Annotated in this window: 16 protein-coding genes; 7 read left to right on the forward strand and 9 right to left on the reverse strand. The window is 35.4% G+C overall.

What is annotated here, in order from left to right:
* Positions 1–228: 228 nt before the first annotated feature.
* Positions 229–762 carry a peptide-methionine (S)-S-oxide reductase MsrA gene (msrA, locus tag I580_RS12945; protein ID WP_010771963.1) on the forward strand — a complete coding sequence of 178 codons (534 nt, stop codon included), beginning with the start codon at positions 229–231 and terminating at the stop codon, positions 760–762.
* Between the two features lie 47 nt (positions 763–809).
* On the opposite strand, the gene I580_RS12950 is transcribed toward msrA, so the two are convergent.
* Entirely contained in the window at positions 810–1496 is a 687-nt protein-coding gene (locus tag I580_RS12950) for a prepilin peptidase (RefSeq protein ID WP_010771964.1), read from the reverse strand.
* A 101-nt stretch (positions 1497–1597) separates the two neighbouring features.
* Here I580_RS12950 and I580_RS12955 point away from each other — a divergent pair, with 101 nt between their 5' ends.
* From I580_RS12955 to I580_RS12965, 3 genes are all read left to right on the forward strand, one after another.
* Positions 1598–3127, forward strand: coding sequence for a gluconokinase (locus tag I580_RS12955; protein WP_010771965.1), 1530 nt, complete (start codon positions 1598–1600; stop codon positions 3125–3127).
* Between the two features lie 61 nt (positions 3128–3188).
* Complete coding sequence (locus tag I580_RS12960; RefSeq protein WP_010771966.1) at positions 3189–3926, forward strand: DUF5105 domain-containing protein; 738 nt, start codon at positions 3189–3191, stop codon at positions 3924–3926.
* Between the two features lie 123 nt (positions 3927–4049).
* Positions 4050–4538 (forward strand): Dps family protein, encoded by a 489-nt coding sequence (locus I580_RS12965; protein ID WP_010771967.1) that lies wholly within the window; start codon positions 4050–4052, stop codon positions 4536–4538.
* A gap of 53 nt (positions 4539–4591) precedes the next feature.
* Here I580_RS12965 and argH read toward each other — a convergent pair whose 3' ends face one another.
* Positions 4592–5977, reverse strand: a complete 1386-nt coding sequence (gene argH, locus I580_RS12970) for an argininosuccinate lyase (protein WP_010771968.1) — start codon at positions 5975–5977, stop codon at positions 4592–4594.
* Between the two features lie 301 nt (positions 5978–6278).
* Complete coding sequence (locus tag I580_RS12975) at positions 6279–7481, reverse strand: argininosuccinate synthase (protein ID WP_010771969.1); 1203 nt, start codon at positions 7479–7481, stop codon at positions 6279–6281.
* 362 nt (positions 7482–7843) lie between these two features.
* Between I580_RS12975 and rplM the strand changes: the two genes are divergently transcribed.
* The gene (gene rplM / locus I580_RS12980) at positions 7844–8290 is read left to right on the forward strand and encodes a 50S ribosomal protein L13 (RefSeq protein ID WP_303393681.1); all 447 of its coding nucleotides are present in this window, start codon (positions 7844–7846) and stop codon (positions 8288–8290) included.
* A 13-nt stretch (positions 8291–8303) separates the two neighbouring features.
* Positions 8304–8696 (forward strand): 30S ribosomal protein S9, encoded by a 393-nt coding sequence (rpsI, locus tag I580_RS12985; protein WP_010771970.1) that lies wholly within the window; start codon positions 8304–8306, stop codon positions 8694–8696.
* Between the two features lie 59 nt (positions 8697–8755).
* Here rpsI and I580_RS12990 read toward each other — a convergent pair whose 3' ends face one another.
* The 6 genes from I580_RS12990 to I580_RS13015 form a co-directional block, all read right to left on the reverse strand.
* The gene (locus I580_RS12990) at positions 8756–9817 is read right to left on the reverse strand and encodes a tyrosine-type recombinase/integrase (protein ID WP_010771971.1); all 1062 of its coding nucleotides are present in this window, start codon (positions 9815–9817) and stop codon (positions 8756–8758) included.
* Positions 9818–9917: 100 nt separating this feature from the next.
* Entirely contained in the window at positions 9918–10106 is a 189-nt protein-coding gene (locus I580_RS12995; protein ID WP_010771972.1) for a MerR family transcriptional regulator, read from the reverse strand.
* 64 nt (positions 10107–10170) lie between these two features.
* On the reverse strand, positions 10171–11337 hold the full coding sequence (locus I580_RS13000; protein ID WP_010771973.1) for a replication initiation factor domain-containing protein: 1167 nt from the start codon (positions 11335–11337) through the stop codon (positions 10171–10173).
* Between the two features lie 168 nt (positions 11338–11505).
* Positions 11506–12834 carry an FtsK/SpoIIIE domain-containing protein gene (locus I580_RS13005; protein ID WP_167324174.1) on the reverse strand — a complete coding sequence of 443 codons (1329 nt, stop codon included), beginning with the start codon at positions 12832–12834 and terminating at the stop codon, positions 11506–11508.
* A gap of 4 nt (positions 12835–12838) precedes the next feature.
* The gene (locus tag I580_RS13010; protein WP_010771975.1) at positions 12839–13249 is read right to left on the reverse strand and encodes a hypothetical protein; all 411 of its coding nucleotides are present in this window, start codon (positions 13247–13249) and stop codon (positions 12839–12841) included.
* 71 nt (positions 13250–13320) lie between these two features.
* Complete coding sequence (locus tag I580_RS13015; RefSeq protein WP_010771976.1) at positions 13321–13533, reverse strand: hypothetical protein; 213 nt, start codon at positions 13531–13533, stop codon at positions 13321–13323.
* Between the two features lie 145 nt (positions 13534–13678).
* Between I580_RS13015 and I580_RS13020 the strand changes: the two genes are divergently transcribed.
* Positions 13679–14251, forward strand: coding sequence for a hypothetical protein (locus tag I580_RS13020; RefSeq protein WP_010771977.1), 573 nt, complete (start codon positions 13679–13681; stop codon positions 14249–14251).
* The last annotated feature ends 34 nt before the right edge of the window (positions 14252–14285 follow it).

A 14285-nucleotide genomic window follows, 5' to 3' on the forward strand; every position in this document is an offset into this window, starting at 1 on the left:
TCATAGAAGATACAAACGCAACCTTGTTCATTAAGTACAGGTTGCGTTTTTTTATTTGTAATAGTAACGAACAGTATGATGAGATAAGTTGATTTTTTAGTGTATCATCTATAGGCTATCTTGACTTTTAGTTTTTCACTCATTATTGAAGGGATTTTTTATTGTAGGCAAATCAATATCATTATTTTTTAATTCGGCTTATGATAAAGAAAAAGAGGTGAAGGAATCATGGAACATAATTACGAAAAAGCGATTTTTGCTGGTGGTTGTTTTTGGTGTATGGTAAAGCCTTTTGACTCTCAACCAGGCATTATTTCTGTGGTATCAGGATATACAGGTGGACATGTTGAAAACCCGACTTATGAACAAGTTACAACAGGAACAACGGGCCATACAGAAGCAGTTGAAATAACGTATGATCCCACGATTATGTCATACAAAAAACTAGTAGAAACTTACTGGCAACAAACAGATCCGACAGATGCACTAGGACAATTTGCAGATCGCGGTGAATCTTACCGTCCTGTTATCTTTTATGCAAATGAAGCGCAAAAAGAAATTGCAGAAAAATCAAAAGCAACACTACAAGCGAGTGGTCGTTTTACTCAGCCAATCGTTACGAAAATTGAACCTGCTAAACCATTTTATCCAGCAGAGGACTATCATCAAGATTATTATAAAAAACACAGTGTACACTATAATCTATATAGAGAAGGTTCTGGTCGTGCTGGTTTTATTCGGAAGAACTGGAAAGATAAATAACTGAGAGAAACGAGACAAAAGTAAACATGTGCTTTTTGTCTCGTTATTTACTTACATAAAAATACAAAAAATAGTCCAATACTTAAAAAGGGGACAAAGGGAAGATGTTTTATTTTTTTCTTTAAAACATATCGGTAAAACAACATAAAAAGTAATCCGCTGCTACTAGCACAGAATAGTAAAAAGATAAGTGACTCACTTCCTAAAAGTGCACCCCATAAAGTTAATAGGATGATATCTCCACCGCCTACTGAATCAGGAAAGAGAAAATTTAATCCATGCAAAGCAAAGAAAAAAATGCCGCTTGTAAAAAGATAAAACGGCCATGCTACATAAAAGTGCCAAGTACATAGTAAAACAGCGAGTGGGAAAAAAATTTTAGGCTCAACGATCAAATAAAAAATATCTGTTAGAGACAAAATCACTGCTGTAAATAAAAAGCAAAGAGAGTACAGTGGATAACTAGATTTGAACGCGATAAAAGAGCAAAGAAGTCCACAAATTATTTCACTACAAAAATAAACAAATGGTAATTTATGCCTACAATAACGGCAGCGAAAACATAGAAAAATAATAGAAATAACTGGAATCAATTCAAAAACTTTTAACTTCGTCTGACAAAAGGAACAATGTGACGCTGGAAATAGAATCGATTCCCCAATAGGAATTCGTTCAGCAACTAAACAAAGAAACGAACCTATCACACTACCAAAGATAAAATAAATAACCAACATATAAAAACTCCTTTCATAAATAAGTACGCAAGAAAATGTCTTTTTAACTAGACAATTCTTTTTTTATTCGGAATAATGAAAGTGAGAAATGAGGCGAGAAAATGGAAAAAATAGCAATCGGAGTAGATATTGGTACGACGCAAACAAAGGCTGTTGCCTTTAGGGAAGATGGAACAGTTCAAGATTCTGCTTATGTACGTTATCCACTCATTCAGGAAGCAGAAGGAATGGCAGAACAGGATATAGAGCAGATATTTCAGGCGGTGGTTACTTGTATCAAACAAGTTGTGGCTAAAGTGCAGCCATTGGAAATTTCAGTTGTGTCTTTTTCCACGGCAATGCATGGGTTGATCGTCATGGATAAAAATCATCAACCTCTGACAAGAGTCATCACATGGGCCGATAATCGTGCAGAAAAATATGCGGAAGAACTAAGAGATACCGCTTTGGGGAAAAAGATTTATCAAAATACAGGATTACCGATGCATCCAATGACTCCTTTTCATAAGATTCGTTGGTTAAAAGAAGAATGTCCAACAATATATGAGCAAGCTGAGACGTTTATTGGAATGAAAGAGTATGTATTTTATCGTTTGTTCGACCGATATATTACAGATATTAGTACCGCTTCGGGGACAGGATTTTTGAATATCCACGACTTGAATTGGGATCAATTAGCTTTAGCCGAGATGGGAATTACAACTGATCAATTACCATTATTAGTAAAACCAACTCATCAACTATCCGGATTAAAAGATGAGTGGACGGAACTGTTAGGTTTGACGGCACAAACAGTTTTTGTGTTGGGAGGAGCGGATGGACCATTATCTAATTTAGGATTAGGTGCTGTGACAAAAGGAACGGCGACATTGACTGTTGGAACGAGCGGTGCTTTGCGTTACATCGTGGATAAGCCTCAGACCCATCCGCAGGAGGAAACTTTTTGTTGTGTGCTAGATGAAAAACATTGGGTGATTGGAGGCGCAACGAGTAATGGCGCTGGGATTTTCGATTGGGCTTGTGAAAACTTGTTGAAAGAAGTTCAAGTTGAAGCTCGAGCGGTCGGTCGCAATCCTTATGATGCTGTAATGGATCTTGTGAAAGAAACACCTGTGGGGGCTAAAGGGTTGCTATTCCAACCTTATTTGCTAGGAGAGCGCGCCCCATTGTGGAATGCTGAAGCTACAGGTAGCTTTGTTGGCCTAAAAAGAAACCACGATGATAAATTAATGATGCGTGCAGTGATTGAGGGGATTTGTTTGAATCTAAAACGTATTTTAACAGAGTTAGAAGAGTTAGGCGGAGCAGTAAAAGAAATCCGGGCAACAGGTGGCTTTGCGGGTTCAGAAGTGTTTAAAAATATGATGGCAGATGTTTTAGGTCATAAACTTTCATTGACAGAAAGTGTGGAAGCTTCAGCATTAGGTGCTGTTCTATTAGGGTGGCATAGTCTAGGGAAAATTGTTGACTTGGAGATGGTTAGTAAGCAAGTAGAAATTTATGAGACAGTTGAGCCTAATAGGGAAAATAGTCAACGTTATCAACAGATTTATCCACTATTCATAACAACGCAACAACAATTATCGGCTAGTTATCATCAATTAGCGAAATTAAGAGCAGATCTGGAATAAATTTTTTTGACAAATAACACTGAACTTGTTTTACTAGTAGTGAGAGAACGGAGGAAATGAAATGAAAAAGCTATGGATCGCCTCTTTGCTTTTAGTAGCAATCATGCTGACAAGCTGTGGTTCTAAAGGAATCTCTGCAGAAGATGCAGGTGCGTTGTTTGTTGATCGTCTTGTTTATCAAAAAGAAGAAAATAAATTCGCTAAAGAATTTCGTGAAGGGGAACAAGTAGGGAAAGAGTTAGATAAGAATATCAAATCTTTCGAGGAAAATTTTGCTAAAGGTTTGTCAGCGACAGGCGCAAAAGTTCCACAAAAAGAAGCAAACCAATTAACGAAAAAACTGTTGGAACAGGCGCAAGAAAAAACATCGTATAAAATTGTTAAAATAGATGAAACAAAAACCGGAGCGGTCATTTCTTATTATGTCACTGGGCTAGATTTGGTGAGTGCAATGCAGGAAATGACTAGGCAGCTCGTAAAAAAAACTTTGGCTGATCCTGAAATAGCAAAGGATGATCAAAAAACGCTAGAAGCAACTTTTTCTATTTTAGAAGAACGAGTTAAATCAATTAAAATCAAAACAGATCCTGTGGAACTTGAGTTGCATTTAGAAAAAGAAAAAGGAAAATGGTTTGTACCAGAAAATCAAAAAGAGGCTGTTTCCAACTTATTCATGGCATTTATTTCTGGTTCTGAAAATACAGAGATGATGAATAAAGAGTTGAAAGATGCGATGAATGAAGTGGCTAAAGAAATTATTGACTCACTAGATACATTGCCGATGCCGAATAATAATTGATGTATCAGTTTGTAATTATTATTAAATGATAAAAATTATAAAAATGAAGATTTTACTGTACTTTTTTGGCATTTCGTACTACAATTATAAATGTAGATAAAAAATTTAGGAGGATGATGTATAATGAAATTTGAACAAACTAAAGAAGTGTTGAACCAACTAGTTGCAGATCTAAGCCAGTTTTCAGTGGTCATTCACCAAACTCACTGGTATATGCGTGGCCCAGAATTCTTAACATTGCACCCTAAAATGGACGAATATATGGATCAAATTAATGACCAATTAGATGTAATATCAGAACGTTTGATTACATTAGATGGGGCTCCTTACTCAACGTTACAAGAATTTGCTGACCATACAGGTATTTCAGATGAAATTGGCACATACGAACGTACAATCCCTGAACGTATGGAAAAATTAGTTGAAGGATATCGCTATTTAGCTGATTTATATCAAAAAGGTATTGAAGTTTCTGGTGAAGAAGGCGATGATTCAACACAAGATATCTTTATTGCAAATAAAACAGATATCGAAAAAAATATTTGGATGCTTCAAGCAAAATTAGGTAAAGCACCTGGGATTGATGCAGATTCACGTACAAAAACCCGTTAATCAAAAGAGTTAAAAGCTGATGGAAGATAGTAAGCTATCTTCCATCAGCTTTTTTAGTATTCTTCACTTTCTAGCTTAAGCTTGCTACGCTTAATTGCGGCTTTTACTTGTTCGAATCCAGTTCCGCCATACGAATGTCGACGCTCAATCGCTGTTTTTGATGATAAGGTTTGATAGATGTCAGATTGAATCAAAGGTGTAATATTTTGATATTGTTCTAATGGAACATCCTGTAAATAAATGCCTTGTTTTGTACAGTCTAAGACTAACTTTCCAACAACTTCATGAGCTTGTCTAAAGGGCATCCCTTTGTTTGCAAGATAGTCTGCTAGTTCTGTTGCATTTGAAAAATCTTTTTCAGTGGATTTTTCCATTATCTTTTGATTCAGTTTCATCGTCTCTACCATACCTGCCATGATCTCTAAACTAGTTAAAATCGTGTGAGACGTATCAAACATGCCTTCTTTGTCTTCTTGCAAGTCTTTATTATAAGCTAGAGGCAAGCCTTTTAAAACCGTCAATAGGCTAAATAAATTGCCATATACGCGCCCAGACTTTCCTCGAATCAATTCTGCCATATCTGGATTCTTTTTCTGAGGCATGATCGAGCTACCTGTAGAAAAAGTATCTGTTAATTCAATAAATTGAAATTCATGACTGCACCACAAAATGATTTCTTCACAAAATCGTGATAGGTGCATCATTAAAATGGAACTATTGCTGAGAAATTCTAAGATAAAGTCCCGGTCACTCACGCCATCTAGACTATTTTCATAGATCGAAGAAAAACCTAACAACTTAGCGGAATAAGTACGATCGATTGGAAAAGTTGTGCCAGCAAGAGCAGCACAGCCCAAGGGGGAAATGTCGATTCGTATCAAACTTTCGGCAAAACGTTCTTGATCACGTGTCAACATACCATAATAAGCCATCATATGGTGAGCAAACGAGATTGGTTGTGCATGTTGTAAATGGGTGTAGCCTGGCATGATCGTCTCAATATTTTCTTCGGCTTTTTGGACTAAAACTTGGCGAAACAAGTGGAGCTTGCCAATTACTTCTTGAACGATTTCTTTTAAATAGAGATGCATGTCTGTAGCAACTTGATCATTTCTACTGCGTCCTGTATGTAATTTCCCAGCAACTGGACCAATTTCGTCATGTAATAGTTTCTCAATATTTAAATGAATATCTTCGTTTTCTATACTGAAGCTGAGTTCGCCAGCAAACAGTTTTTCTTGAATCGTAGTTAGCCCAGAGCGAATTTGTTCAGCGTCTTCTTCAGTTAAAATCCCCGTTTTTGCTAACATTTTTACATGAGCTAAACTTCCAGTGATATCTTGTTTCGCCAACTTTTGATCAAAAGGAATCGAAGCACCGAAGGCATCTATCCATGCTTCACTTTTTCCTTCAAAACGTCCGCCCCATAATTTTTCCATAATGCACACCTCATTTATGTATTATTATTCATTGTGATAAGAAAGAAGGTTGGGACAGAAGTGTTTTACTCCGAAAAACGTAAAAGGAGTGCTTTCTATGCCAACCATTTAGTCTAATTCGTTGAGATTTGGAGATAGTTATATGAAGACTTATCGATTTCCTTATTTCGATCCGCAGACCAAAAAGAAATTCTCCTCGGATAAGTCATGTAAAACAGGTGAATCGGATAACCTTATTTACAACAATGTAAAAGTTAACTCACGTAAAGATTCAACCTAGAAAGAATAAAAGTATCGCTACTTATTTTTTGTGGAGAGATGCTTGGACTTCAGCATTGACTTTGGTTGGAAGTCCCCAAAGTTTGATAAATCCGACAGCAGCATCTTGATCGAAGGTATCGGCAGAAGTATAAGTCGCTAAGTTTTCGTTATATAAACTGTTTTCAGACTTACGACCTTCAACGATAGCGTGTCCTTTGAATAGTTTGACCCGTACTGTGCCATTTACGTATTTTTGGGTAGATTTTAAGAAAGCAATCAAGGCGTCAGTCAATGGATTAAACCATAAACCGTCATAGATAATTTGTGATAATTGATTCTCAATGATCGGTTTGAAGTGTGCTACTTCACGAACGAATGTTAAGTCTTCTAGCTCTTTATGAGCGGTCATCAAGGTTATGGCTGCAGGACATTCATAAACTTCACGCGATTTGATTCCAACCAAACGATTTTCCACATGATCAATCCGACCAATACCGTGTTTGCCAGCTAAATCATTCAAATCCAAGATTAGGTCTGATAACAGCATTTCTTTGCCATTGATTGCTGTAGGAACACCTTCAATGAAAGTTAGCTCGATGATATCAGCTTCATCTGGCGCATTTTCTAAGCTAGCTGTTAGCTCATAAGCGCCTTCTGGAGGTGTTGCCCAGGGATCTTCTAAAATCCCACATTCATTGGCACGTCCCCAAAGATTTTGGTCGACGGAATAAGGATTGTCTAAGTCGGCAGGAACTGGTACGCCTTTTTCTTTAGCATAGTTGATTTCTTCTTCACGTGACCATTTCCATTCACGAACTGGTGCGATGACTTTTAGCTCAGGTGCAAGGGCATTGATCGCGACCTCAAAACGTACTTGATCATTCCCTTTTCCTGTACAGCCGTGAGCAATTGTTGTTGCGCCAGTTTCACGAGCTAATTCTACTAATTTCTTAGCAATCAGCGGACGGGATAGAGCGGAGACTAATGGATAAGATTGTTCATAGAAGGTATGACCTTGCAACGCAATCAAAGCAAATTCCTGTGCAAATTCTTCCTTAGCATCAATTGTATAGGAAGCAGAGGCCCCGACTTCTAATGCTTTATTTTTGATGAAATCTAAATCTTTCTTTTCCCCGACATCTAAACAGCAAGCGATCACATCATATCCTTCGTCCACTAACCATTTAACAGCAACAGAGGTATCTAGTCCTCCAGAATAAGCTAACACTACTTTTTCTTTCATGAGTAACACTCCTTATTTTTTAATTCTCTTTTTGATTGTTCTCATCATATCACTTGAAAATACAAAAATCAACACTTTTTATAAATAAATATACATAAAATTAAATGTTTTGGGAATAATATACATTTTAGGCTTTGAGATTTACATAATATCTATTACGCAAATTTTACGGTGTTCCATTTTCTGAGGAAGAATATTTTTTATAAGGGGAGAACTAGTAAGAAAAATATAGGAAAAACCACAGAAATTCATTGACTTTACTAGTGATAGAAGGTATCATATTAAATGGTATTGTTTGCCCCACAATGAGCCCCGGAAACTCAAGTGAATGTCAAACATCGAATAGAAAATTGGAGGAAAGAATCGTGCGTACAACATATATGGCCAAATCTGGCGAAGTAGAACGTAAATGGTATGTAGTAGATGCGACAGATATCCCAATGGGACGTCTATCAACTGTAGTTGCTTCTATCTTACGTGGAAAAAATAAACCAACATTCACACCACATGTGGATACTGGAGATTTCGTAATTGTAATTAATGCTGATAAAATCAAATTAACTGGTAACAAAGCAAGTGATAAAATTTACTACCGTCACAGCCAATATCCAGGTGGGTTAAAATCTGTTACTGCTGGTGAATTACGCGATAAAAACTCTCGTCGTTTAATTGAAACTTCTGTAAAAGGTATGCTTCCTAAAAACACTTTAGGCCGTAAACAATTTACTAAGTTGAACGTATACGGTGGAGCAGAGCATCCACATGCTGCACAACAACCAGAAGTATTAGATATTACTAACCTAATTTAAGGAGGGAAATTCATTGGCTCAAGTACAATATAGCGGCACTGGCCGTCGTAAAAAATCTGTTGCCCGCGTACGTTTAGTACCAGGTACTGGTAAAATTACTGTAAATAAAAAAGACGTTGAAGAATATATTCCACACGCTGACTTGCGTGAAGTTATCAACCAACCATTTGGTGTAACTGAAACTAAAGGCGCTTATGATGTAATGGTAAACGTTAATGGTGGAGGCTACTCTGGTCAATCAGGTGCGATCCGTCACGGAATCGCTCGTGCATTATTAGAAGTAGATCCTGATTTCCGCGGAGCTTTAAAACGCGCTGGACTTCTTACTCGTGATGCCCGTATGGTAGAACGTAAAAAACCAGGTCTTAAAAAAGCCCGTAAAGCTTCACAATTCTCAAAACGTTAATCAACTCCTTGTTGTATCAACGTTTACAAGAGATTTTTGGTTCAAGTTGGTTCAAATTATCAATTTGACAAAGAATTTAACAAGTTTAAAGCATCGGCATCTTGCTGGTGCTTTTTTTCTGGCATTAATTCAAGATAATAGTTCTGTGTTGTCTGGATATTAATATGACCTAAGCGTTTTGAAACATAAGCAATATCGATATCTTTTGAGAACAGAAAAGACGCATGAGTATCACGTAGTCCATGAAAAGTGGTTTTAGATATGTCTAGCTTCTTAAGCAGTTGAGCAAGCTTAGCAGACTGATTGAAGCCATCTGGATCAAAGAAATATCCATTTGCTTTGATTGGAACAGCTTTCAAAATGTCATAAACTTCTTTATTAATAGAGATATCCCGTTTAGAATTTTTTGTTTTTAATGAGGTATCTTCAGAAGTAGGGCTAATGGAGTGCCGTACCTTAATTCCATATTCATCATCTACATCTACATATAAGTTTTCTGGACGAATTCCTAATAGTTCACCCCGTCTCATTCCTGTTTCTAAAGCTAGTAGTGATAACACATTAAATTCGTTATCAGTATTTTGCAGTAGATAGGTACGCAATTTTTTTAAATCTGTAATAGATAGAGATTTGTTTCGTTTAGGCAATTCTTTTCCTCTAGTTTTCACTAAGCTAGCAAAATCGGTTGCCAAGTAACCTCTAGCATAAGCATCACGCAAAGCTGTTTTAATTTTCAACAATACTTCATGAGTAGTTTTGCGAGAATGGTTTTTAGCATATTCGTCAATTTTTCTTTGAACAACAATATCATTCAAATCTTTTAATTGGATATCTCCAAATAGTTTTTTTACAATATTTGATGTTCGTAGATAATTTTGAAAAGTGGTCTCTTTAACGTCATTCTTTTTGATAATGTGAATCCAATTTTCAAAGAACTCAGCAAACGTGGTAGTACGTTCTGCCAACTGTTTTCCATTTCCTTTTTCTAGTTCATTTTCTAAAGCCCAACGTGTTGCATCACTTTTAGTACCAAAAGTTTTAGTTAATTTTTTATGTTCACCATGTTTGTATAATGAAATTTGAGCTCTAAATTTATTTCCTCGTTTTACAATACTAGCCATGTTCTATCATTTCCTTTCAAAAAAAAGATGGTTGATAGATGCTAGTTGAATACTATTTCATTGTAAGCAGTTTTCAATTACATATCAACCATCAAAAAGTTTAAATTGAATGAGTTTCAATAAATTCTAAGAGTGAATCTACTGTATATCGTTCTTGTTTTCCAATCATGAAACGTTTCAAGGAGTTATTTGAACGAATAAATTTATCGAATGATTTTGGATCAATACCCAAAAAAGTAGATGCTTGTTCGCGTGTTAATAAATAAGGTGTTTTTTGTAATGAATGCATAAGTTTCTGCTCACTTTCTATTGAGATTGAAATATGAGATAATGAAATCGAGACTGATTTTTGGTTAGTCTTGATTGTGTGGGGTGTTGTTCTTGGCTTTAGTCGGCTGAACAGCACTCTTTTTATTATCTCCAAAAGGTTTTCCCTGTTTTTTATATAAGTATCTATATTTGTTTACCCAGCGTGTAACATCTTCATTTGGTTCATAAACAGCGTATTCTTCCATTAAATATTCTTTGAACTCTTTTAATCCATCATAGCCCCATATCTCGTTGATTTTAAACATAGTAGGAAATAAGCCAGAACCATGAAGGATGTGTTCGATGCTTTGCTTTAATTGGTTATCTCTTGGAGAAGGAGAATAAAAGGAGAAATTAGTTTGGTGTATGAGAGCTAGCATCTTTTTTGTGAATACTGTTTGTTTTCCGCTGTTTTTGTAAAAAAATTGATAGCGATCTGTAAATGATGATACCAAAAGCACTTTTAATTCATTTTCTGTATTTATTTTCAAAAGTTCTTCATATAGAGAATGAGCATAATCACCTTTAAATACAGCCTCAAATCTTGTCCAGTCATCAAGTTTTACGGCTTCAATGTAACGAAACCCATAAGTTTGTTCTTGTTCAAGTTTTTTGTCATACACTCGAAGGAATGCTTTTATGTTTTTGCCTCTCGATCCGATATAGAATGTTGAGACATGGTTGTTTTTAATAACTGCTGATAGGGTCGAAGAATTTTTACGCCCTGAATTATTTCTAATAACTTGATTGCCTTTTGATAATTGATTGTATATCGTATTGACAGAAACCTTCTCATTCATAAAATCAAAGGCTATATCTATACGTGATAGTCTCGAAGTATAGAACTCCGATTGAATCATTTGTAGGTAATTGTGAATTTGGATGTTCTCTTTATAAATCTGTCGATAGTTTTCTTGAAACACCGCCCAAGCATGAGCAGAGAATTTAACAATGATTCCCATTTCGATATGTTCAGGATGATAAGCAACGCAGAAATAGAAAGGGTTATCACCGTAGATATAACCCACTGCATATCCTTGCGGAACACCATACGGTATCTCTTTAGCTTCCCCAAATACTGTATCTAGTTTGCTGAGTTTTTCAAAATGTTCAATTAGAATCAGACCTTTAACTCCCCAGTTTTCCCAATCTTGAGATTTATTGTTAGATTGTAGAACAACCGTAAATTCATCAGTACTTAGTTGTAACATAAAATGTAATCTCCTTTGATGATTAGTTGAAATTCGTCATTAAATGCTGATATATCAATGTTTAATGGCGGTTTTGCTAATTCTGGAGCTGGGGTTATTACAATACCCCAGCTCTGACGCATGGTCGCTTCGCTAGAACTGCTCTTTGAGCAGTTCTCCCATGCTTGTTCACGTCTTCTTATTTAGTAATTCGTCAAATGCAAGATTAATATCAAATTTTAAAACTGGGAAAGCTAGTAGCTTTGGTCTATTAGCAAGCTGAGGATAAGTGTACACGCCTTCACCTAAGCCCAATTTCTTTTGCGGAATTTCACTATTTGCACTTGCGCCAAATGTTGTTACATATGTCGTTGCTTCTGCGTTACCTAGAACAACTTTGAATACGAGATTATCCCTTAATTGGGTTGGTAAGGTAGTAGCGTCAGACTTTTGCATGATAATCCATAAGAAGCACCCAAGTTGCCGTCCCATTAAAATGATGGACTGTAATTGACTATCTACCTTATCACGAGTTTTCTTGTCTAAGGTGTTCAGTACACCTTTGAAGCTTGCGTATTCATCGAAAATTAAAATAATTGGGGGCATGTCGAAATCTGTATAGTCAGCATCAATTTTTTTTGAGAGATTCTTCTTCAAAATAGATTGCCTTTCAATCATATTTTGATAAACTAGCTCAATTAAAGCGATAATATCTTGAATGTTGTAAGCAGTTCTCTCTTGATCAATCTTTTCACCTAGCTGAGCTAAAGAACTATTCTTAGGGTCAGCAAAGTATAAATTATATTGAATTGGTTTGAGTAGAGCTTGTAATATTAACGAGTAAAGTGCATACGTTTTCCCTGTACCAGTTGATCCGACAATCAAAAAATGATGTATTCTAATGACAGTTACATCATCAATAAATACTTGGTATTTCTCTATATGATGCGTGTGGGATTCGAAATCTAGTAATGTGTCAAAATATAATTGTCGTTCGATTTCAGTGTTATAGATTTCATATACGTAATGATTTTGACTGTCTGTTAAGTAGTACTGTTCAATTGCGTATTTTCCTAGTGCTGAAGAAAGCTCGACGGTAGATAGACGTTTTTCAAGTTTTATTGAATTTTCAATGAACAGAATTCCATAATTGAAATTTTTTTCAAAATCGATATAAATATCGGGAAGTACAGCAATTTCATTTCCTAAGTAATTTGCCAAATGGAAGTAATTCGCATGGATTAAACTTTTTCGTAAGCTGTAAACAATTTTCCAATGTCTTAATGATCCTAAAAATCCGTACTTTTTCAATTGATTTTGTTTTGACCAACGAAAAAAGATGAGAAGTGGAGGGATAATGGTTATAGAGATAAGTATATTGCGAAAAAAGTCTAAGCTGAGTTCAACATGAAGAATTAACTGGGAGAAAATTTCTATGAGATAAGTCGAAATTGACAAGATGAAAACAATAATCAGAAAAGCAACAGCAAAAATAGTGTTGCTTTTCTTTTTTGTCATTTGTTTACTTGTTTGCATTTTGAATCACATTTAAATCAGTTAAGACAATAGATACCCCAGATTGGTAGGTAGTAGCCTTTACTACTTTAGCTGGGTCTACTTTAACCAAAGTGCGTTTAGGAACATCGAATTTCAAATTTTGAAGCTTAACATTAAAGGGCTTGAACTCAATATTATCAATTTGCTTACCAGCTTTTGTCTGTCCGTATTCGTGTCGATCTTGAATACACATTAATGTTACTTTCATAGCTTCAACCGTATCAGTCTTTTGGTTATTCTCATCGTATTTGTACGCTGGTTGGATACCAGTGACGATAAAATCACGTTCATCATTAAATAATTCTTCGATTTTTACGATTGATTGTGTAAATAGGTATTCATTGGGTAAATGATTCGTGGGGGCTGTATTTGCCATATTGCTTTTCCTTCTTTCTTCTTTATATTACTTAGCTTTTAATGTCGTCATAGCATTTGGACGATTAGTTGTTACCAGTTGTGTTTCTCATTTAAGGCATTGACCGCGTTTGAATAGATAGTAGCTAAGACTGCTTCTATGTTGTATTTCTGTTCCCCGTGAAAAAAGTTTATAGCAGGGAGTTGATTCTTTTGTTTGTTAAACATTAGTGCTAAAGCTTTAATGCTTTGTAATTCTGCTCTCATCTTTTCGTTTTCTTTAGTAAGTTCGTAATAGCTTTTCATAAGGTTCCTCCTGTTCTTTTCTGTGCTTAATTATAGCGCGATTTCGTTATAAATCATATTGTTTCATTGCGAAAATAGATAGGGAGTGTTACAATATAGGCATGGTATTTATCTTGAAATTCGTTATGAGAAAGAAGGTTTCGCTATGGAAGAAAGATTGTCAACTAGGGATATGTTGGAAATAATTGAAGAAAAATATGAGATGACGGGAATTATTACTGTGCGCACATTACAAAATTGGATTAATGAGTTGAAGATCAAACCTGTCACAACAGATGAAACTCGACAAGCTGATATAAGATACTCTAAGAAAGATTTTGAAATGTTACTTGAAAGAAAGGAAGAATCTCTAAAAAAAAATAAAAAGAATGCGTGGCGACGGCAGGTTAGCTTTTCAAAAGCTGAAAAGATCGTTGATAAAGCTAATCAATCAGAGTATATGACTATTGATAATTTAATAAGAACAAGAGAACAAGACAGTCTGAAAAATCTTTCTGATGGCTTGTACTATACCAACAAGCAAGCTGTTGAACAGATAATAAAAGATGATATGCTAGAATTGTGTTTTAAAAAACTATTCCCTAAAAAGAGTTTTGATGAAGAGAAAATGATTGAAATGTATTCAATTAAAGTAGGAGATTTTGATGCTACAGATGTAGAACGAGCAGAAGCAATCAGATATATGAAAGAAAAAGAGTATATTAAAAATACTTATTGATTTCTAATTAGTATAAAAAACCACAATCAAAACT

It is taken from the genome of Enterococcus caccae ATCC BAA-1240 (genome assembly GCF_000407145.1).
Classification (GTDB): domain Bacteria; phylum Bacillota; class Bacilli; order Lactobacillales; family Enterococcaceae; genus Enterococcus_L; species Enterococcus_L caccae.

Excerpts from the sequence above, each read along its gene's own strand:
- msrA (WP_010771963.1), top strand. The coding sequence starts at position 229 with ATGGAACATAATTACGAAAAAGCGATTTTTGCTGGTGGTTGTTTTTGG.
- I580_RS12955 (WP_010771965.1), top strand. The coding sequence starts at position 1,598 with ATGGAAAAAATAGCAATCGGAGTAGATATTGGTACGACGCAAACAAAG.
- I580_RS12975 (WP_010771969.1), bottom strand. The coding sequence starts at position 7,481 with ATGAAAGAAAAAGTAGTGTTAGCTTATTCTGGAGGACTAGATACCTCT.
- I580_RS12990 (WP_010771971.1), bottom strand. The coding sequence starts at position 9,817 with ATGGCTAGTATTGTAAAACGAGGAAATAAATTTAGAGCTCAAATTTCA.
- I580_RS12965 (WP_010771967.1), top strand. The coding sequence starts at position 4,050 with ATGAAATTTGAACAAACTAAAGAAGTGTTGAACCAACTAGTTGCAGAT.
- I580_RS13020 (WP_010771977.1), top strand. The coding sequence starts at position 13,679 with ATGGAAGAAAGATTGTCAACTAGGGATATGTTGGAAATAATTGAAGAA.
- I580_RS12950 (WP_010771964.1), bottom strand. The coding sequence starts at position 1,496 with ATGTTGGTTATTTATTTTATCTTTGGTAGTGTGATAGGTTCGTTTCTT.
- argH (WP_010771968.1), bottom strand. The coding sequence starts at position 5,977 with ATGGAAAAATTATGGGGCGGACGTTTTGAAGGAAAAAGTGAAGCATGG.
- I580_RS13005 (WP_167324174.1), bottom strand. The coding sequence starts at position 12,834 with ATGACAAAAAAGAAAAGCAACACTATTTTTGCTGTTGCTTTTCTGATT.
- I580_RS13010 (WP_010771975.1), bottom strand. The coding sequence starts at position 13,249 with ATGGCAAATACAGCCCCCACGAATCATTTACCCAATGAATACCTATTT.
- I580_RS13015 (WP_010771976.1), bottom strand. The coding sequence starts at position 13,533 with ATGAAAAGCTATTACGAACTTACTAAAGAAAACGAAAAGATGAGAGCA.
- I580_RS12960 (WP_010771966.1), top strand. The coding sequence starts at position 3,189 with ATGAAAAAGCTATGGATCGCCTCTTTGCTTTTAGTAGCAATCATGCTG.
- I580_RS12995 (WP_010771972.1), bottom strand. The coding sequence starts at position 10,106 with ATGCATTCATTACAAAAAACACCTTATTTATTAACACGCGAACAAGCA.
- I580_RS13000 (WP_010771973.1), bottom strand. The coding sequence starts at position 11,337 with ATGTTACAACTAAGTACTGATGAATTTACGGTTGTTCTACAATCTAAC.